The sequence below is a fragment of the Pseudomonas sp. OTU750018 genome (assembly GCF_011636575.1).
In the GTDB taxonomy this organism is placed as follows: domain Bacteria; phylum Pseudomonadota; class Gammaproteobacteria; order Pseudomonadales; family Pseudomonadaceae; genus Aquipseudomonas; species Aquipseudomonas peli.
Window position 1 is genome coordinate 258993 of record NZ_JAAPAU010000001.1, and the last position, 20494, is coordinate 279486.

13 protein-coding genes and 1 tRNA gene are annotated in these 20494 nt (G+C 59.0%); 7 read left to right on the top strand and 7 right to left on the bottom strand.

Annotation, left to right across the window (positions count from 1 at the left end):
• The first annotated feature begins 11 nt into the window (after positions 1–11).
• The gene (gene gliR / locus HCI85_RS01300) at positions 12–1034 is read left to right on the top strand and encodes an AraC family transcriptional regulator GliR (protein ID WP_090248088.1); all 1023 of its coding nucleotides are present in this window, start codon (positions 12–14) and stop codon (positions 1032–1034) included.
• Between the two features lie 58 nt (positions 1035–1092).
• Here the strand turns inward: gliR and HCI85_RS01305 are convergent, their stop codons facing one another.
• Together HCI85_RS01305 and moaB are read right to left on the bottom strand one after the other, a co-directional pair.
• Positions 1093–2307: a molybdopterin molybdotransferase MoeA gene (locus HCI85_RS01305; RefSeq protein ID WP_167141249.1), complete on the bottom strand. Its 1215-nt coding sequence runs from the start codon at positions 2305–2307 to the stop codon at positions 1093–1095.
• The gene (moaB, locus tag HCI85_RS01310) at positions 2304–2843 is read right to left on the bottom strand and encodes a molybdenum cofactor biosynthesis protein B (RefSeq protein ID WP_090248092.1); all 540 of its coding nucleotides are present in this window, start codon (positions 2841–2843) and stop codon (positions 2304–2306) included. The genes HCI85_RS01305 and moaB overlap by 4 nt, the downstream gene beginning before the upstream one ends.
• Before the next feature lie 67 nt (positions 2844–2910).
• On the opposite strand from moaB, the gene mobA reads away from it, so the two are divergent.
• The 5 genes from mobA (at position 2911) to HCI85_RS01335 (ending at position 5701) form a co-directional block, all read left to right on the top strand.
• A complete protein-coding gene (gene mobA / locus HCI85_RS01315; protein WP_167141251.1) occupies positions 2911–3492 on the top strand; it encodes a molybdenum cofactor guanylyltransferase MobA in 582 nt (193 codons plus the stop codon).
• A 77-nt stretch (positions 3493–3569) separates the two neighbouring features.
• Complete coding sequence (locus tag HCI85_RS01320) at positions 3570–3791, top strand: YgdI/YgdR family lipoprotein (protein ID WP_160015517.1); 222 nt, start codon at positions 3570–3572, stop codon at positions 3789–3791.
• 141 nt (positions 3792–3932) lie between these two features.
• Positions 3933–4009 (top strand) — tRNA-Pro (locus tag HCI85_RS01325).
• A 169-nt stretch (positions 4010–4178) separates the two neighbouring features.
• Positions 4179–5417 (top strand): tyrosine-type recombinase/integrase, encoded by a 1239-nt coding sequence (locus HCI85_RS01330; RefSeq protein ID WP_167141254.1) that lies wholly within the window; start codon positions 4179–4181, stop codon positions 5415–5417.
• A gap of 65 nt (positions 5418–5482) precedes the next feature.
• The gene (locus tag HCI85_RS01335) at positions 5483–5701 is read left to right on the top strand and encodes a hypothetical protein (protein WP_167141256.1); all 219 of its coding nucleotides are present in this window, start codon (positions 5483–5485) and stop codon (positions 5699–5701) included.
• Here the strand turns inward: HCI85_RS01335 and HCI85_RS20910 are convergent.
• Together HCI85_RS20910 and HCI85_RS01360 are read right to left on the bottom strand one after the other, a co-directional pair.
• Positions 5698–15330 carry an LPD38 domain-containing protein gene (locus tag HCI85_RS20910; protein ID WP_206677972.1) on the bottom strand — a complete coding sequence of 3211 codons (9633 nt, stop codon included), beginning with the start codon at positions 15328–15330 and terminating at the stop codon, positions 5698–5700. The genes HCI85_RS01335 and HCI85_RS20910 overlap by 4 nt on opposite strands.
• A gap of 136 nt (positions 15331–15466) precedes the next feature.
• A complete protein-coding gene (locus HCI85_RS01360) occupies positions 15467–16126 on the bottom strand; it encodes a DUF3800 domain-containing protein (RefSeq protein ID WP_167141258.1) in 660 nt (219 codons plus the stop codon).
• A gap of 233 nt (positions 16127–16359) precedes the next feature.
• Between HCI85_RS01360 and HCI85_RS01365 the strand changes: the two genes are divergently transcribed.
• Positions 16360–16701, top strand: coding sequence for a hypothetical protein (locus tag HCI85_RS01365; protein WP_206677973.1), 342 nt, complete (start codon positions 16360–16362; stop codon positions 16699–16701).
• 1 nt (position 16702) lies between these two features.
• On the opposite strand, the gene HCI85_RS01370 is transcribed toward HCI85_RS01365, so the two are convergent.
• The 3 genes from HCI85_RS01370 to HCI85_RS01380 all read right to left on the bottom strand — a co-directional run bounded on the left by HCI85_RS01370 (position 16703) and on the right by HCI85_RS01380 (position 20487).
• Positions 16703–18343, bottom strand: coding sequence for a hypothetical protein (locus HCI85_RS01370; protein WP_167141260.1), 1641 nt, complete (start codon positions 18341–18343; stop codon positions 16703–16705).
• A gap of 185 nt (positions 18344–18528) precedes the next feature.
• Positions 18529–19539, bottom strand: coding sequence for a hypothetical protein (locus tag HCI85_RS01375; RefSeq protein WP_167141261.1), 1011 nt, complete (start codon positions 19537–19539; stop codon positions 18529–18531).
• A 6-nt stretch (positions 19540–19545) separates the two neighbouring features.
• Positions 19546–20487, bottom strand: a complete 942-nt coding sequence (locus tag HCI85_RS01380; protein WP_167141263.1) for a hypothetical protein — start codon at positions 20485–20487, stop codon at positions 19546–19548.
• Positions 20488–20494: the final 7 nt, after the last annotated feature.

Genomic DNA, 20494 nt, shown 5'->3' on the forward strand with positions numbered 1-20494 from the left:
AAGAACAGTTCATGGAAAACCTCGGTTATACCTCTGTCCCTTCCCTGCTCAAGTACCTGCGCCACGCCGAGCAATTGGGCCTGGATATCGACCAGGCGTTGGCGGCCGCCGGCATCAAAACCGAGGACCTGGCCGACAACAGCAAACGCATCCCCAGTGAAACCCATGAGCGCCTGCTCGATCACTTGCTCAAGGTGTCGGCTGACCCGCTGTTTGGCCTGCACTGCGCGCGCTTTGTGCAGCCGGGTTCGTGGAGCGTGCTGGGCTATATCACCATGAACTGTGCAACCCTCGGTGAGGCCATGAGCCGCATCGTGCCTTACGAGAAACTGGTGGGGGACATGGGTGTCAGCCGGGTCGAGGCCGGCGCAGACCACGTTCGCCTGATCTGGACCTGTCGCCATCAGGCTGAGCCGATCCGCCGGCATATGGTGGAAAACGTACTGGCTTCGTGGTTGCTGTATGCGCGCTGGATCTCCGACTCAGATAGCTCGCCACGGGAGGTGTGGTTCGAGCACGCCCTACCTGAGGGCGCCGATAGTGCCGAGTACCAGACGATTTTCGGCTGCCCGATCCGCTTCGAGCAAAGCTGCAATGCGCTGATCGTGCCGCTGGAATACCTCGCTGTGCCGCTGCGTCAGGCCGATGCCAACCTGCTGCGCACCCTGGAAGAACACGCCCTGACCCTGATGGCTGGACTGGACGACAACGAGCCACTGCCGCAGCGGGTAAAAAACGCCCTGCGCCTGCTGCTCAAGGATGGCCTGCCACGTAAGGAACGCGTGGCGGAGAAATTCAACATGACGGTGCGCACCCTGCAGCGTCACCTTCAATTGGCCGGCACCAGCTACCAGCAGATTCTCGATGAACTACGCCAGGAACTGGCCGAACATTACCTGCTGCGCAGCGACCTGGCGATTCAGGATATCGCCAGCTATCTAGGGTTTACCGAGTCGCGCTCGTTCCACCGCAGCTTCAAGACCTGGACCGGGCAGACCCCAGGCGAATTTCGCGAGAGCCGGCGCAATAGCTGACTACCTTGGTGGATGGGTAAAGCGCCATCCCCCACAAGGAGGCAGCAAGTACGCTGACCTACCCGAGGATCTCGCTGAGCGGAATAAACCTCAGGCTGTCGCCCTCGGCAAGCGTGGTGCCCTCCAGCACTTCGGCAAAGCCCTCAGCCCAGGCAGCGCTGCGTAGCACCCCGGAGCTTTGATTTGGATAAGGCACCACGCGTCCGTTTTCCAGACGCGCGCGCAGGTATTCGCGGCGATTGCCCGGCTTGCTCCAGGTGAAACCCGCCGGCATCGGAAAGCCCAGCGGCTCGACCCGCTGCACACCTAAACGGCGCAGCAGATAAGGCCGCGCGAGCAGGCCGAAAGTCACCAGCGTCGAAGCCGGATTACCCGGCAGGCCGATCACCGGTACGCCGCGAAACTGCCCGCAGGTCAGCGGTTTGCCCGGTTTGATTGCCAACTTCCACAGCGCCAGCTCGCCTTCTTCACGCAAGGCCATACCCAGGAAATCCGCCTCGCCCACCGATACGCCGCCGGTGGAGAGAATCAGGTCAACGTCGCTCAACGCAGCCAGCGCTGCGCGGGTCTGCTCCAGGTCATCGAGCAGAATGCCGCCATCCACGACTTCGCAGCCCAGTCGCTGCAGCCAAGCGATCAGCACGCGGCGATTGCTGTTGTAGATTTGCCCGGGCCCAAGCGGCTGACCCGGTTCGACCAGCTCATCCCCCGTGGACAGCACCGCCACCCGAGGTCGGCGGCGTACATTCAATTCAGCGCAACCCAAGGACGCCGCCAAGCCCAGCTCAATCGGACCTAGACGCGTGCCGGCGGGTAGAACGCTATCGCCAACACGGGTTTCCTGGCCCTGAGCGCGCACGTTCTGCCCGCGCTTGAGCGGCTCGCTAAAGGCAACGCGGCCGTCCTCACCGAGCACGGCGTTTTCCTGCATTTCCACAGTATCAGCGCCGGCTGGCAGCGGCGCGCCGGTAAAGATCCGCGCACAGGTGCCGGGCTGCAACGGCTGCGGCGCACTGCCGGCCTGAATGCGTTGGCTGACGACCAGCGGCTGGCCATTCCAATCGGCCAAGCGCAGGGCGTAGCCATCCATGGCGCTGTTGTCCCAGGGCGGCAGATCCAACTCGGCCAGCAACGGCTCGGCCAACACCCGGCCTGCGGCGTCGCTCAGGTTGACCCGCTCGCATTCAACAATCGCGCTGGCCTCGGCCTGCGCCAGCAACCGCGCCAGCGCCGCCTCAACGGGCATCAATCCCGGCTTGTCACAGCAGCTCATCCACGGCTCTCGCAGGCGGCCACCGATTTGAGGTGCGGAACGAAATTGCATGGGCGGTGGCGGTTATCCAGCTGCTCACCCAGGATGCCATCCCAGGCGGTGCGGCAGGCGTTGGTCGAGCCCGGCAGGCAGCAGACCAGGGTGCCATTGGCCAGGCCTGCCAGAGCGCGGGACTGAATGGTGGAGGTGCCGATATCAGGCACAGAAATCTGCCGGAACAGCTCACCAAAACCATCGACCTGCTTGTCCAGCAAACAGCTCACCGCTTCCGGTGTGCTATCACGACCAGTAAAGCCGGTACCGCCGGTAATCAGCACCACCTGCACCTGATCCTCGGCAATCCAGGTGGCGACCTGGGCGCGAATCTTGTACAGATCGTCTTTGAGCAAAACCCGGGCGGCAAGCTGATGGCCGGCCGCCTGCAGGCGGTCAACAAACAGCTGGCCGGAGGTATCGGTTTCCAGGCTGCGGGTGTCGCTGACGGTCAACACCGCGATATTCAAGGGCACGAAATGTGCCTCGGCCTTGTGGTTCATGGCAGGCTTCCAGTTATGGGCGATAATGCCGGCCGTTATATCACAGGCCCGCTTTCGGAGACTGCGCATGCCCGCTCCCACGACCCTGCCCCGCTGTTCTGTTTTGCTGCTTGCGGGCGGCCGTGGGCAACGCATGGGCGGCGCCGACAAGGGCCTGCTCGACTGGCAAGGCCGCCCGCTAATCGCCTGGCTGCACGAGCTGGTGAGGCCGCTAACCGATGACCTGCTTATCTCCTGCAACCGCAACGCCGAGCGCTATGCCCCCTTCGCGGATCGCTTGGTCAGTGATGACGAGGCGGACTTTCAAGGCCCGCTGGCGGGCATTCGCGCCGGCCTGCGCGCCGCACGCCAGGCGAATGTATTGATCCTGCCGTGTGATGCCCCGCAACTCGACAGACCGCTGCTGGAGGCGCTACTGAGCCTGGCCGGTGAGCGCGCAGTTGTAGTGCGTCAGGGCGAGTTTCTCGAACCGCTGTTCAGCGTCTTTCCCCGTGCACTGCATGCTGACCTGGAGCAGGCCTGGCAAGCCGGCGAACGCAGCCCGCAACGCTGGTTGCGCAGCCTTAATCCATTGACAGTGGAGTGCCCACTCGGTGACCCTCGCCTGGCCAACTTCAACACGCCCGACTTGTTGACGACACGCGGATAAACATCGGCAAGGGAACTTGACCGGCAAAGTTTCGTCACAAGCAGGGTAAAAACATCTATCCAATCAAGGAGAAACCCATGTCTCAGCGGATTATTCCAGCATTGCTGCTTACCTTGGGCCTGGTCGCGCTGACTGGTTGCGCGTCGCCAACGGTAATCACCCTCAATGATGGCCGCGAAATTCAGACCATCGACGAGCCGAATTTTGACGAGGATTCGGGCTTCTACGAGTTCGAACAACTCGATGGCAAACGCGCCAAGGTCAACAAGGATCAAGTGCGTACCGTCAAAGAGCTGTAAGCCGATAACCCAGGCGTTGCCACGTACTACTTGCTCAGCGCCTGGGCTCTGATCGATATATTCAAAGCGCTTGGCCAATAGAAAAAATTAAAACCTAAGCCCTTGTGCGGTAAAACTTTCTCAGTAAAATTTCGACCCATTCGGAGTGTAGCGCAGCTTGGTAGCGCGTCTCGTTCGGGACGAGAAGGTCGCAGGTTCGAATCCTGTCTCTCCGACCACTTGCTTGTTTCACCATGTACCAGCATGTTTCGAAACACCAATAAAGCCGGCCTCTGTAGCCGGCTTTGTTGTTTCAGATAATCCCATCTTGTTTCAGCTTATCCCTAACAATTTGGTATGCCGATTGGTATGCTGCCGATTCAATAGAACACGGCATACCAAACAGGCATGAAAAGAGCGGATATCAAGCGCCGGCCGATGGCCGACAGCACCCTCGCCGGCCTTGAGCCAGAGGATAAAACCTACCGTGAACACGACGGCCAGGGCCTGTACTTTCGGGTCAAACCGTCCGGCCAGAAGCTGTGGGAACTTCGCTACTCGAAACCAGGATCGAAAGCCCGATCCTGGCTTGGCTTAGGCCCCTACCCCAGCGTCAGCGCTGCCGCCGCACGCGAGAAAGCGCAAGCGGCCAGGACGCTCATTGCCCAAGGCGTTGATCCATCAACCCAGCGCAAGGCAGACGAAGCCACGGAAAAGGCCAAAATCGAAAACACCTTCGAGCTACTGGCACGCGAGTGGTATGCCACGCGCAAAACTGGCTGGGGCGATGGGTATTCCAAGCGGGTGATCGGCGCCCTAGATCTGCATGTATTCCCGAAGCTAGGCAAACGCTCCTATCTCGATATCACTTCCATGGAGTGGATGGATCTGTTCCGTGGCATGGAGAAGAAAGGCATCCTCGATCAGCTGGGCAATGTGCGCCGTTACTGCAAAGAGATTTACGACCTAGCCAGGGTCACCGGCCGCGCAGTAAACAACCCGGTCGACGGGCTCGATAAGTTCCTACAGACCAAGCAATCTGAAAACTATGCCCACGTCAGCGAGGAACGCCTACCCGAGCTGCTGCGTGCAGTGACTGCCTACAGCGGCGCGCGTGCGGTGAAGCTAGGCCTGCGCCTGCTGATCATCAACGGCATGCGCCCGAGCGAAGTGCGCGAGGCCCACTGGAGTGAGTTTGATCTGGACGGCGCCTTGTGGACGGTACCTGCCGAGCGCATGAAGAAAGCCCGCGAGCATCTGGTGCCACTGTCTACCCAATCACTGGCCATCCTGCAGGAGCTAAAACAGCTGTCCGGAGGCTACGGCTTACTGTTCCCCGGGCGTAACGATCGCACCAAGCCGCTCAGCAATATGGTGTTCAACATGGCGCTGCGCCGCATGGGATACCAGGGCGAACAAACCGGCCACGGCTTCCGCCACATTGCCAGCACCTTGCTGAACGAAAAGGGCTTCGACGAAAACCACATCGAGGCCCAGCTATCCCACAAGAAGAAAGGCACGGCCGGCGTTTACAACAAAGCCAAGTACTTGGAGCATCGCCGCGCCATGATGCAGTGGTATGCCGATCACCTCGATGCCCTGGAGAAAGGCAACGTAGTGATAGGTGATTTCAGCAAAAGGGCCTGAACAGGCCCTCGCCGCCACCTACCCCACAGCCCTAAACTGGTTCTTCAATTAACGGGAGAACCAGCATGGCTCAGGTCTACATCGGCGGAATCCTTATGGTGCTTGGCATGTTCTCGCTGCTGGCCAATCCCGTGCTGGGCGGTATCGTCCTTGCAGTGGGTTACGGCCTGTTCGCCACCACTAAAAAGTCTACCCGCGCCGCTGCCGAATCTACCTTCTGGGGCCTTGCCCTGCTCTGCGGCGCCATCGTTACGGTCGTTGCCATCCTTGGCATGATCCTCTAGAAGTCCTTTCCAGCCAGTCGCACAACCCGCTCGGCAATCTGATTCGAGCGCAGCTGCAGCTCGGTCAACCGCTGACGCTTAGCATCACCATCCATCTGCGCATCCCGATACACAGCGTCCATCTGCCGGCGCACAGCACCCAACTGCTGACGTGCCAAGCCCAGTGCCGCACGGTGCTTGAGTTTGTCGCTGCTGCTTTCCAGCAGTTTCGCAGCGGCCTCGACCTTCCCTTCATCCCGGTATGCCTTGACCGTGCGGTGCAGCTGATCGGCTTCCTGCATCATGTCGTAGAACTGCGACTGATACTGAGTCGAACGCACTGCGTCACCCTGGTAGAGCACCTTCAGCACAGGCAGATCACTGGCGCGGGCTGTTGGGCTATCCACCCCATCAAAGGCGCTGGCGATCAGGCTCGACATCCCCAGCACATAACCACCAAGGGTACCGGTGTAACCCTGCACCAGATGGTCAAGTTGCTTGGGTGACAGCCCAAGTGTCGGCCCGGTGACCTGGCCAAGTACCCGGCCCAGTGCACTGGTGCGTTCATCAAAGCGCGCTTCTGGCAGCTTGCCCTCGTCGCTCATATCCTCGATCGGCGAATCGCGGAAGAAGTTGCGGTTAGCCTGCAGCTCGCGGATCGGCTGATAGAACTGCGGTACCGGGTTGAATGCCAGGGTCTGGAACACGCCCTGCGAAACGGCCTTGGCCAAGTCGCCACCATCCTGGGTGCCAGTCAGCGTGTGCAGCAGACGCTCAGGCACGGTACCGAAGATCAGCCCCAGCTCGAACGGCTTGGGAATGCGGAAGTGCTGGTCACCTAAGAAGATGTGCCAATGCATATCCTTGTCCCAGTCCATCAGCGCCTGGTAGCGCTCATCGTCATCATTCAGCCCGGCGAGCATCAGCGAGAACAGCGCGATATAGCCGCCCTTCATGGCCACCTCCTTGGCGATCAGAGTCTTGTCACCCCTAACCGCCCGACCCAGCTTGTACAGGCCCTGCATGCGCGCATTGAGGAATGGCACCACGTCGGTAAACCACTGCGCCGCGGCGAAGTTGCCGCGCAGGCTGTAGTCCATCAGATCCTTCGCCTCATAAGCGGCCTGGCGCGGTGACTTGCCGGCGGCCAGTGCTGCCTTGTAGGTGCTCAACCGGTTGGCGTTCTCCACCTTGTCGCCCAGCGTGCGGTAAGCCTGCCAGCCTTTACCCAACATGCCCGCCACCTTGGCCGGGGTATTCACCAGGCTGCCCATGTAGGCGCTCTGCTGCTCGCTAGTTAAGCCTTTCTTCTCTAGCGCGCGACGGATGATCTGCGCCGAGGCCTCAGGGTCGGTACCGTGAACATAACCGCCCTGGAAACTGCCGCCGGCAAACATCAAATCGCGATAGTCCTGATCCTCACGCAGCGCGTCGCGCATACCCTTGATCGAGTCCTTGCCCAGCACAAAGCCATCTTTGTTGATCATCCAGGCATGCGCCGCATCGCGGATAAAGTTGCGCAGGATAAAATCAGGCGAGGCCGTAACACCCGTGGTCAGCAGGCGCTTAAACGTCCGACCGATGCGGGTGATCGGGTCATTGAACACACTGCCTTCCATAAACTTCAGGCCGCGCAGCAGGCTCTCATCGTTGACGCGGTAGTACTCATTCTTTCCGCCACGCTGCAGCCGGATGATGTCCGGATCAGTCGGCGCCACCCGCGTCCAAAGCTGCTCAAAGCCCTCGTTTTCTGGCTTCATTAGCTGGTTTGCCACCTTGAGGAACTTACTCTCGGCCGGCAGCCCCAGCATTTCAGCGGCCATGGCCAGCGCTTTCCGATCCTTGCGGATCTGGTCGGCAATCTGGCTGCGGGATATAAGCACCTGCTGGTAGCGCGGGCTCTCGTCCGTCAGATACTCGCTGCCCTGCAGGTTATCGACCACCTCCATCAGCGCCTTGTTCTTCATCGAGGCGTCAATGCGCTTGGTCCAGCCCTGCAGCATGTTGGTCAGCAGATCATTGGTCGGCAGTGTGCCGCCCTTCAACGCTTTGATCGCGGCCGACTGGTGGGAAAGGCCTTTTTTCGAGCGCGGGCCACTGAACAGGCCTTCGCTCTCATCAACACGGTAAAACGGCACGTAGTACTCGGTCGCCCACTTCGCCCGGGCGCTCTGGTCAATCAGCCCCGCCTGCTCAGCCAGGTCCAGCACCGCCTCGTTTACCTTGGCATAGTCCTGGTACACCTTTTCGAACAGTACTTCCTTGCCATTACCCATTGCGATCAGCTCGGCGATATCGGCATCGGTCAGGTTGTTCTCACGCCCTTGCGCTTTGAGCATCTGCGCACGCTTACCGCCCAGCCAGGCCAACCAAGGGGTCAGGTTGTCCTGCCCCAGATCACCCAGTATCTCCAGCACGCCGCGAGTGTCCGCTTTGCCAGCAATCACGCCATTGCGCCACTCGGGTGCAGCGTAATGCAGTACGCCATGCATCACGTCAGCAATACCGCTAGCCATCCGTGCGGATACATAACCCTGATTGTTGGCGTCCGTAACGCCTACAGCCTCTTCAGCAAGGCGAATACCGGCCAGTCCATCGAACAAGCCTTCCTCAGAGCGGGTAGACCATTCGCTAAGCTTCGCCTGCAGGCCGCCCAGCGTCATGTTGCGGATCTGCTCGACTACGCCATCAGCATCCTTGCCGCCCAGGCCAAGCTTGCGCAGCGCTTCGGTGGTGGCCGCGTCATCGTTCAGGCTGTAGCGGATATCGGGGTTGGCTGGGTCGAAGTCGCCGTTGTTGCCGGTGGCTGACTTAATCTGCTCAGAGCGGAAAGCAACATACTCTTTGGCTCCGTCGCGATGAGTGAACTCAACCCCGTCGTAGCCTTTCGACTCCAATAGACTCGAAATGTCTTCGAAGCCCATATCATCACCCAGAGCATCCTGCACTTCTGGCGAAAGCATCACCTGATTCGTTGCTGGATTCTTGATGCTAAGAAACACCGGCATCACATTGCCACCGTCACCACTCGCATAGCCATTGGCTGCGTCGGCACGATCGGTGAAGTAGAAACCCTCACCCCAATCAAGGCGCCCATCACCATCACCAAAAAACTCACTGGAAAACGCAGAAAAATCACCAGTAGTTCCGTGATACACCACCAGCGGCCGTCCATCGGCATCTACCACCTTCGAGACGTTATCCGGGTTGACTCGCTCCAGCTCTCGGCGTACAAAGTTCGTGGTCCCAGTATTGGCCGATGTGGCGCGTTCCCCAGCAATGGGGGTATCCCGCGGAGATGCTACTGGGGCTTTTTTTTGCCCGTCATTCAGGGTCACCGCGTTGTAGAACTGCTGCCCATTGCGCAGGGTTTCCACTGTCAGCACCGCCACCATTTCCTGGCCATCGACATTCACCCGCGCAAGCAACTTGTCGTAGCCCATCACATTTGGCTTGCCTTCTGCCGGTTTGGATGATGCGTAGATACTGCCCTCGAAAGCCTTACGCAGATCGCCCAGAACCAGCAACTTCGCCGGGTCTGCACTAGCAGACAGTGCCTTACTGATACCGCGCTTCACAATTCTGACTTCGCCAATCTCAGGGTGCTGCAGCGGCTTATTGGAGTCGCCAAGCGCTTCTAGTGAAGCCTCAACACGACGACGCAGATCCGCCAACGGCAGACCACTCCACTCTGCAGGTGTGCGGATGGTGATGGGCTTCATAGCATCCAGCCTGGCTTCGGCACGGGCGGCCTGCCAATCACCAAACCAACGCACAAACGCTGGGGTTTTGGTCTGGTCGTTGACGTTGTATCGAGCACTGGCGCTTTCGTTGAAGGTTCCAGCATTGCGCTTGGCCTTGATGTTCTTTCCTTCAAACACAACCGGCCAGGCCAGGCCCTGGATGTACATGCCGTCATAGCCTTGGTCCATCAGGGTCTTGCGGTAGGCCTTCACCTTGGTCAGCGACCAATCGCCCATAGCCTCGAACTGGTCTTGGGTGACGACCTTCGGCTTGGCCATGCGGATATAGAACTGCTCAACTACCGGGCCGTAGCGATCGACATTGCCCACATCCTTACGCGCCAGGAAGTGCCCGAGCGTTGCAGTCGGTGTGCCAGTATTTTTGCCAAGGTCGGCATCATTGAAGGTATCGCGCTCGCCGTAGCTGCGGTGCACAAAGACAATCGGCTGCCCCTGTTTGTCGACCATTCGACTCTTACCAAACCAGCGCTGGAAGAATGGCGAATCAGTGCCGCGCGCCTTATAGATTGCTCGAGCAAAGGAGCTGGCCTGCTGATCGCTCAGACTTTCAACAAACTCGGCCTCGCTGGCCTCGGATACATCAGGCAATGCAGCCAGAGCTTCTGCAGCAGCAGATTGGCGGTACCGGGCATCCGCACCACCAGTGCCAGCAGCCTGCCGCGCCTGGGCCAATAACTGCACCAGGTCGTTGCGGCTCCACTTCAGTGCAGCCGAATCGCCGAAAGTCGAGCGGATAAACTGGCGCAACATGGCCACCAGTCGATCAATGATCCCGTTCTTCGGGTCTGTCTCGGCCAGGTGCGCCACATACTCTTCAGCGATCAGCACCTGGGCATCCAAAGTGTTCATGCCTGCAGTTTGCCCGGCATACCGGCGCTCCAGCTCACGCTTCATCGCCGCCGGCATATCACGGTAGATCCCGCGCATCACCGGGTTGATCCGGTTGCCCAGCACGGCTTTCACACCACCATGGCCTACGGCCTCATGCAGCACAGTACTCATGGCGTGTTTCGTGTCGCGCACGTTGCTGGCGATCAGGTAGGAGGTACCGTTGTGGTAAACCCCGGCCACGCGCCCACTCACGCCGTCGCGCTTGATCTGCGCCTGCACCGCCGCCGGCAAGCCTGCCTCATTGGCTACCGTTTCAACCTGCAGGCCGGTGGCTTTGCTGATCTTGTTAGCGATGGCGCGAGCACTGAACAGCGGGATACCTGCTGCCTGGCTTGAACTCAGCCGATACAGGGCTACATTGCCCCCCTCAGTCTCACGGGTCTGAATCACGCCTATCAGCTTGTCGAAGGCGCGATTAATCGACTGCCGCTCTTCACCTGCCGGGAATGGTCGCTTCCACCCCCACGGCGTAAGGATTCCCACATTCTCCGGGCCGAAGTTCAGGAATGGGCTCTGACCGCCACGCTCAGCGACCTTATCTTCCACATACCCCTGGAAAGCTCGCGCTGCCATTTCATGCGGCGTGGTCCAGTAGTCGGTGCCTCGCCCCTGATCCAGCTCTTTGGCGTCCATCGCAAACTGGGTTGGCACCTTCTTGACCTTTTCCTCGCCGTTCTGCGCATCAGCAAGCAGCTTGAGGCGGGATGAATACGCGCTCATGGTCTGGCGCAGCCGATCGAATACACCGTTGTTTTCTGCGTTAAACCCTGTACGACCACGCACCGCTTTGTAGATTTCGCTCATCTTCTCCAGCGCGTCATTGGTCCAACGCATGCTGGTTAGAACAGAGCGTGATTTGCCTGGGGTTGGGCGCAGCTCGGTACTTAGTGCAGTGCCATCGCGCACAAGCTGGGCAACGGTATCGAACTCGGCAAGCTGCTCAGCGCTAGCCGGTTTGTTGTTCCGCTTCCAGTACTTTGGATCTTTCTGCTCGGTCAGGTCACGGCGAATTTCATCAAGACGGTCGGTCAACTCCTTACGTGAGCGCCCCACAAACTCGTCAACGCGAGCCGTGTCCTCAACATAGGTTTCGCCCTTGCTGAACATGGTTTTCATCAAGTCGGTGTACGAATCGCGCAGCACCTCGCGCACACCAGAGTTGTTACGCAAAAAGCCCGAGCTGGCCGCATCGTTCTCGAAGTTGCTCGTAATCTTCAGCGACCGCGTGCCGTCCTTATCAACCGCCCATGCGGACGATGACTTTCCATCCTGACGGGCAAAGTAGTGATCAAGCGCATGGAACCACTCATGCGCCAGCGAGCCGGCGCCGTTCAGCTTGGTCAGGTTGATCACTACCTTACCAGGCTCATAGTGCGCTCTGGCGCCACTCAGGCCTTGACCCCGTGCGCCGAATGCCAGCGCCAAGTCACCATTCAAACTGATGGCGCGCGGCGGGATACCCATCACTTCAGCCAGATCCATCAGGCCATCGTAGGCATCATCCAGAAGCTGCTGACGCTCTTCCTGGTTGTTCCAATTACCGAACTCCACACCACGGAAACCAAAGGCCTCGGTAAATGCACTGTCCTTCACCGGGCCGGTACGGCGCTCAGCACCCTTGCGCACAGTGCTATCCGGCCGCGGCAAGTCAGCCTCACCGAACGTGGTGTTGGTTTCGATGATTGCCTTGGCGTTCCTGGCCATGTATTCCATCCCGGCTTCTCTGGACGGGAATACCTGATCAACAACCTTCACGCGCTTGCGGTCAGTAACATCCCGCCAGATTTCAAAGCCGGTACCATCACCGTCGCGAACAGACAGAACACGATGCTTCTGCGCCACCGCGATTACCGGCAGCATTTGCATGGCTTCTTCTTCGGTCGCGTAGTTACCGCGCAGCTGCTTTGGCTGCTTCTTCCAGTCGAGTTTGCGCGTATCACTGATTACCCAGCGCCCCGCCTCTCCAGGCACAGTGCTGGTGACCACCTGAGTGACCTCGTAGCGGCGCTGCCAGGCTGGGCGGCTGTCCGCTTCCTTGGCTGCCTTCTTCTTGCCTGGGGTAGACGTGTCCTTTCTAGCACCACCGATCTTCTCGCCAAAGTCCTCTACCTTGGCAGCTGAGGCTTTCGGCGCGCTGCTGGCGGCCGGCGCACTGGCTTCGTCGACGGTGGCGCTGGGAAACTCGGCGACCGTGTCCAGCAACTGGCGGATAGGCGCATCCAGGCGGATCACCTTCACATCCTGGCCGGCATCACGCTTGGCCAACCACTGGTGGTGGCCGTCCAGCACATGCCCATCGCCGGAAATCAGAATGGAGCGATCGCCGCCCTCGAAAGCTTTGGCTGCCTCAACCTTCTTGGTCGAGTACTCAGCCTGGGTTGGCTTCAGCTGATCGGCCGCAATGATTTCCTCGGCATGCGCCACACCGCGCGCATTAAGGAAATTGACCATCGCACCGCGGTGCTCGGCCTTGATTTGCGGCATTTCTGCCCGGGGAATATTGAGGGTGCCAGAGTTGGCCGGGAAGCTGACCCATTCGGCCTTAGCCTGGCCACGGGTCGGCGGCGCGAACATATCGTTCTGGCCGCGCGCAGCGGCCATATCAGATACGCGATCAGATCCAGTAAGGGTGAAGTCGCTGCGGTCTTTATCGGCCTGGACCTTGTCCTGCTCGGCTTTTACTGTCGCAGCTTCAGCAGCGCGCGCAGTCGCCTGAGCGTCGGCCTGCTGGGCTAGCTCTTGCTCGGTTTGGCTTCTGAGTTCCAAGGCAGGGGCAACTTGATCTTCGCCTTCTGCTCGGGCGTCAGAGCGTCGTAACGCGCCTTGTTCTCGCGCTCCAGCGCTTCGACTCGATTCAGCTTCAGCGCGTTGTGTTTCTGCAGAGCTGCTATCTCCGCTTTGCGTGCTGGCGACAGGTTCATTGCTGTTGTCCTCAAAGAGCGCATCGAGTTCGGCGGCAAATGCAGCCGCACGGGTCGCGCGTATTTCCAGAATATCCGAATCATCAAGCAAATCCGACTTGATTGATTCCGCCGAATCAAAATCGCCGGCCGCCTCTTCCTGCGCAGCTATATCAGCCTGACGCCGCGCCTCAGCCTGGAGCGCTATTTCTTCCTGCAGCTTAGACCCTGGCGCAGCATGCTTCCTAATACCGCCAGCTTCATCGCGTAAAGCTGCCTGTAGCCAACTCACACCGCCATCGCGCTGCATTTCGCCGGCAGGCACATATCCACGCTGGTCCAACAGCGAAGCCATATCGTCCAAACTGGTGCCGGTTTTATCGCTCCAGAGCGCACCCACACCTGGCACAAATTTATTGCCTTTGCTGTCGCCGGTTGTGTCCTGGCGCCACTCGGTTTTTATCCCGCCCAGGCGGATGGCGGCCTGCATTACAGAGTCACGGTCGCGGTTCACTGGTTTGCGCTTGGGCTGCTGCTTAGACCTAACCTCAAACTGCTTTGGCCCAACCTGAACAGCCTCCAACACATCAGCCTTACCAGACTTTTGAATGGCGTTCTTTGCAGCCAGAGGGTTGCTGTACTTCTTGCCGATTGGCGTTTGCTGGTCCATACCGCGACCGCCCGGTACATAGTCGGCTGGGCGTGGGGTTGGAATTCTGCCGGGTACCGCATTGCCTTCAGCATCCACGGTGATCGAGCTTTCGCGCAGATCAGGAATGCCCTGGCGCTCAGGCTGAGCATCAAAGGTCCGTGGCTCTGCACTGCCCTGCACTGGCGCATTTGGCTGTGCAGCTGGCATCAGCTCACCAGCGACCGGCACAGTGCCGCGCTCAACTTGCTGATCCATCCCCGGGCCAAAGTCACGCACCGACTGTTCACGCCCTGGTACTGGCCGCTGCTCACGGTCCACGTCACGCGCCGTGCCTTGCTCGCTGACATTGCCCTGCTCATCGGCGTACAGGGTCTGGTCTGGCGCCGGCAGTGCCAGGCGCTCAGGAGCTGGCAGTAGTGCCTGTTCGCTATCAACAGCAGTGACTGCAGCTGCAGAAAGCGGTCCAGCATTCGGGTCGAGGCCCATTTCTTCCGAGCGCTTGCGAGGCATCACGTTCACGCCGGCACCGATAGCCGAACCGGCAAGGGTTCCTTCAACTGCAGCCCGCGCCAGACCCTCAGTCAGATCCTTCTCTTCGGCCCAGTTCTGGATCACGGTTTCAGCAGCGGACTGCGGCAGCTCTTCAAGCACGCCCTCGGTCAGCGCACCACCAGCAACACGCCGCGCCAGACCTGGCGCCTCACCGGCAACCTGACCAGCACCACCAGCAATCGCGCTCTCCGCGTCCAGCACGCCCAGGCGCTGCGCTGCTTTTGCGCCCAGCACGCCAAGCGCAGCACCAGCAACGCCAGCACCAGCAGCTGCTGCAGCCGCCCGGCGAGGATCTACATCGTCGCTAATCTGATCCATGGTGCCGCCGGCAATTACAGCACCCTCACCAACACCACCAGCGATCGCACCCTGAGTGGCGGCCTGCGCGGCAGTAGCAGGCGCACCAATAACACCAGTCACGCGGCCAGCAGCCAAGGCACCACGGCCAAGCACACCGCCTGCCAGCATCTGAGGCAGCGATTCAGCAACCAGCCCGGCAACATTCCCAGGATTAGAGGCATACGCGCCGGCCACATCCATAGCGCTGCCATCTTCCCAAGCCTGATCGATTTCAGCGCTGCCCGCCTGGCGCTCTGGGCTGTATTCGTCCCGCGCCTCTTCCGCCCACTGGCTTGGCTGGAAGCCAGTGACTTCCCCTAGCTTGTCGGCGGTTTCGTCAACAAAACGCTTGTTGGTAATGGCAGCAACGGGGATATCGGCAAGGCCGGTGGCAATACCTGGCAGTTTTTGCACACCGCGCTTTAGGTCAGTGCCTAGGTCGCCGGCCAGCGAGGTGTTTTGAATCGGGGCTTTCAGGTCGTCGAACAACCCTTGCTTTCTCGGCGCACCACCCGGGGCGACGTCTTTCAGGTCATCAAACAAACCAGCCATCATCCACCCTCCAAAAAGAAAACCCGCCGTAGCGGGTCAAGTCTCTTGGGGTGGTACTGGAAAGGCGAACCCTACAGGGGGTGACGAGGGACGGAATCGTATACGTCAGAAATGAAAAGCCCCGCATTAGCGGGGCTCAGAAGAACAGGGTCTGGTAGCTGATGCTGTCTCGCAATTCAGCCCATGGCGCAGAGTTTCCATCTTCAAAGTGGGTTTGCACCAATCCTGACAACATGTCGGCAAACTGGATCTGAGAGCACTGCGAGCTATCGCATGGAAGAGTCGTGATCACAGCCTCACTCTTATGCTCAAACCAAAGCTGCGTCTGAAGGTAGTCATGAAGGCTATTACCGCTTTTAACCTTCACGCTTCGCGGATCCGGAACAAAATGAACCTCAGCATGCCGGCTCATTTCGTTCAGCAGCGCCTTAGCGATCATGTAGTTGTAGAGCTTGTTTTCATCTCGACGAATGTGATCCCGCACGTTTTCTTTCTTCACCGTAATGGAGATAAAGCGAAAATGCCCGGGATTATCAGCAAGCAAGCGCTTTGTTGTGCTAGCAAACGCCAATCTCTCGTCAGCAGACATGCCAGACCATTTCTTCTCCTCGCCGGTAGGCCAGTTGAATTTCTGGTAAAGCTTTTTGATTAGCCTTTTGGCAAGATGACGCTTTTCTTCGCTCGCAACCAACGCTGCGATGGTGAGATACCTGCTGGAACCGCCCCGCCTATATGGGGCATCGAACTTCCAGCCAAGGTCGCCGCTTTCGTCTAAATAGATGAATATCTTTGTCATTAGGAAAGCGGTTTGGGGAATTGGTGGCGCAACCCCTAGGCCCGACGCTCTTACAGAGCGCTTACGATACTTACGCGTCGCGGGTTCCCTAGGCTTTACTTGCGCACGCCGCAAATTATAGGGACACAACATATGGTAGTCAACAGCACGCCCGGGCGGATCGCCTAGCGATGGCTAAGTGGTGTAGCCTGATCTGGCTGGCAATTTAATCAAGGAAAGGCCGCGACCTCATCATGAAAAAGCACCTAGCCATCATCGCCCTGCTCGTATGCCCTTCCCTGGCTATGGCGGACAACTACGCAGAATGCCTGCTGAGCGCACTGCCTGGCGTACACAACGACACCACCGCATATGCTGCCGCAAAAGTCTGCCGTGCTGAGTACCCCGGCGGCTATGAATCGATCGCTCAAGGATCAGGCCGTGGGCTCTTTTCATATAAGTCAGGTGCTGAATGTGCACTAGATAAGGCAGCAAAAACCCAAAGCAACACGGCAGCAGGCATGATGCGAGTCGCCTGCAACCGCCTTTACAACAAGCCTGTTGGCTTATTCGATGACTTAAAGCCAGTCGAATAACTTAGATCGGCTCCAACCCCCATTGTTGCAGCCGCTGGTTGATTGCATCTCTGCTCACACCTGAATCAACAGCAGCACGCGCCTCAGCCAACGCAGACTCCCTGGTTACACCCGCTGGCATATTCCCAACCGGCTGCCCACCCGCTACCGGGCGCCCGGTAGTCACATCGATCAGCTGCGTACCACGAATATCTTTACCGCTCTCATCACGGCCCAGGATCACGTCCTGCGACTGGTAACGGTCTTTCGCCTGGGTGCTCAGCGCGGTATAGGCCTCACGGGCGCTGGTGCGCTCTTCCTCGCTCAGGGCTGGGTCGACCATGCGCGCTTGCAACTCTGCGATGCGCTGGCGGTCCTGCACGCTGTATTGGCCAGTAGCCAGATCCTGTTGGAGCTTCTGCTGCTCCAGCTGCGCGGTTGTCATCCGCTGACTGGACTCAGCGCCACTCTGCTGGGTTTGAGATTGCAGTGCTGCTGTCTGGGCCTGACGGCCTTCAAGTTTAGCCCGCTGGACTTCGGCCAAGGTTGGCGCCCGCGAGCTATCCGCCACAACTGTCACCCGGCCACCACCTTCGCCAAGCTCACCGCGACGGCTGATATCGATCATTTTGTCGCGCTCGGTAATAGCCCGCTCGTTGCGGCCGTATGCCAACTGAGCATCACCGGCATTTGCCTGCGAGAACGTACCGACGCCATTACCAACACGGCCGACTCCCAGTCGCGGCAGCTCTTGAGCCCCGGCAACAGCAGATTGATCGTTGCTGAACTCAGGCACCCCACCAGCACCTGCACGGGTGGCAATTTCACCACCCTGACGATCAGCTCCAACGCCGGTCTTGTTCCAGCCAGGCACCCCGAGGCGCGGCAACTCTGGCGCAGCAGGACGCGGTATGCCGTTGTAACCCGGCACACCGCCGACAGGCTGAGTTGCAACAGCAGGTTGTGCAGTAGGCTTGGCCAACGGCTTAACGCCCAACGCTTCGCGTCCTGCAGACTGGATCTGCTCAGCAGCACCTGAAGCTTGCTTCCAGCCTTCACTAGCCAGGCTTGTGGCCATATCGCGATATTTCCCAGCGCCACCCTCAAGGGTTGCTGGGTCACCGCCAGCCAACCGCGCAGCACCAGCACGCACACCATCAGCGATCGCTGCTTGTGGCACCAGCGCGGCACCAACTAGCGCCTTAGCACCGCCTGCCAGGCCATCAGTAAACCCAGGCTTCTGAGGCCGTGCGCCAAACCGTGGCAACTTATCAGGATCATCCACCAGTCCGCCGTCAGCAAAGAACTGCTCTTTGCCCTGCCTCTCCTGGTACTGACGGCGCATTTCTGGGCTTACACCCAGGCGCGGCAGGTTTTCCTTTTCCTGCTTGAACCGCTTGAGCGCTTCCAAATCGACGCCGAGTCCAGGCGCCTCTGGCGAATGGGTTGCATCCTTGACCTGATTGAGCGCTTCCACACCAACTGCATGCACCTGCTCTGGCGGCAGTTCGTACTCACCGTTACTCAGGTTCACCGGCACCTTCTTGCCATATCCAGGCACCCCCAGCCGCGGCAATTCGGCCTCCTTTGCGGCCTGTGATTCTTTGTACTTCTTAATCATTTCGGGATTGAGGCCGAGCTTGGCTGTCGAGTCTGCAGGCATGATGTAACTCCCGGTGGGGATCTCTTTTTTGATCGAGTCAGAAGTTCCAGTGCCTGGGCCTTCTACCAGGCCGCCACTGGCCTTCATCGAATAATGGGGAACGCCGTACATGAGGTAATCCCCCTGATGATGTGCTGCGATTGTTTGCGCCACCGGAAACTGATTCAAACCTTACAGGGGGTTGGCTAAATCACCTCAACAGCCAACCGCAGGTTTGTCCAAAACGCTGGCGGTCCCGGTAACGGCTCGAACGAAAGTCCTAGGCCGGCGTAACCCGGATCAATGTAGTAATCGGCAGGGTCTATACCAGGGGCAGCGTTCAGCACGGCGCTACTGTCAGCGATGGGCACTTCCAGAATGCTCTGCGCCGTCAAGTTTGAACCCGAAAGCACACCGCCAATTGTCACAGCCTGAAAGCGCGCAACACTTTCGAAAACATCTACGTGGTAACCCGCCATCAGCGTCTCGCCACCGGACACATAAGGCGAGCCGATTGCCACGCCGAGCATGTGTTTTGTCTGGCCATCAGCAGATCGGTCTGCACTACAGAAGGTGCAGTACTCAAACGCTCCCATAGCGAATGGGAAAAGCCCGGTGTACCAGTTCAGCAGGTAATCCTCAGATACCTGCCAGGGCGCTGGGCCGGCAATACTGCTGCCATAGGACGGTGCTGCTAACAGATTGGCCGTACCACTTAACGGTGCAGAGAGGTCAACAGTGATAACACGCAGGTCACGGGTTGTATTACCGCGTGTCGCATACGCCACGCGTGCAGTATCACCCTGCCGAGACATTGCTACGGGCCGATAATTTACAGTGTTGCTCAGTGTCAGCCTGGTCGAATACCCAGGACTATCCGGTGTTGTGACATATACAAAAATGCCCTGAGCCACCAGAAACTCGCTGTCGTTGAGCGGCAAGCTCAACACCGTTCCGCCTACCGAAGGCAGGCCAAAATTTTGGGCATCGCCCTGGTTGGCTGGCACCGTATCCACATCGAGCAGCCGGGCACCGCTTAACTCGGCTTGCACGCCACGGTTCTGGGCATACCAATCAGCCGTCCCGAAACTTGCAAATGTCTCTACAACCCAACTCTCCGCATATCTCGTCACAACAGCCGGAGAGGCCGAGGATCTGGACATAACGACGTGGTGATCATCACCAATGCCATAGACCTGAAAGACAGCAGCAACCATGGCTCATCACCCCGTTGTTATTTCCGCAAACAATGCAGACTGGGCATTCAACCCGGAAGATGCGACCTCAGTGAATCCACGAACCGTGTCGCTTAATGCACTGGCAGAGCGGTTGCTGGTGAATGCAGCGATCTTGTTACGGTCAATGCCCAAGGCGGCCTCAACATCAGCCTCTGCCGCCCGCAACCGCAACCCTTCGAAGCCAAGTTGCACGTTGTAATAGCTGCTAAGTGCGCCATACAAAGAGGCCTGCGCCTGCGCCTGCACCCTCGCACGCTCAATGTCCTTGTCGGGTAAGCTGACCCAGGTCGTGTAGAAGGCCCGTAGCGCATCCATCACACCGAGTTTCAAGCGCACGGCCTGTTCCTCAGCGAATTTGATCAGCTCTACTTTCAGCTCCAGCATCCTGCCCGTCTGCTGTCGATTTATGTCTGCGATGGCCTGAGTAGCACGCTGCTCGGCCTCAACACCCAGACGAACAGCAACACCTGGTGGCAGCGGGAAACCACGCTCAGCAAACGAAGCATCAATTGAACGCCGCTCACTTGCACCGACGCGATATGCGCGATCGCGCGCCTCATGCCAAAGCAGGTCAAGCACTGCCTTGCTGTCTGCATAAGGATCACTACCCGACAGGATCTTGCAGGCCCAGGCCTCCGGGCTATCGTTCTGCAAAACAGAAAACTCAGGAAAGTAACGCTCAAACCACTTATCAGTTTCAGAGTCCAGGCGTTGCAGCTCCGCGCTGGTGCCGTCTGCCCCCGGAAACAAGTCGCTGAACTTGGGTGGCGGCGCGAGAACCGGGATATTCGCCTCATAGTTAAGCGAAACACCTTGTAGTGGTACCAGCCCCCCGTTCTGAATGCGAGAAGCTGTCTCCCGCGCCGTCCTAAGCACATCACCAACATTGTCCTGCAGGAAGGCTACAACTTGATCTTGATTGGCCATATGGCAC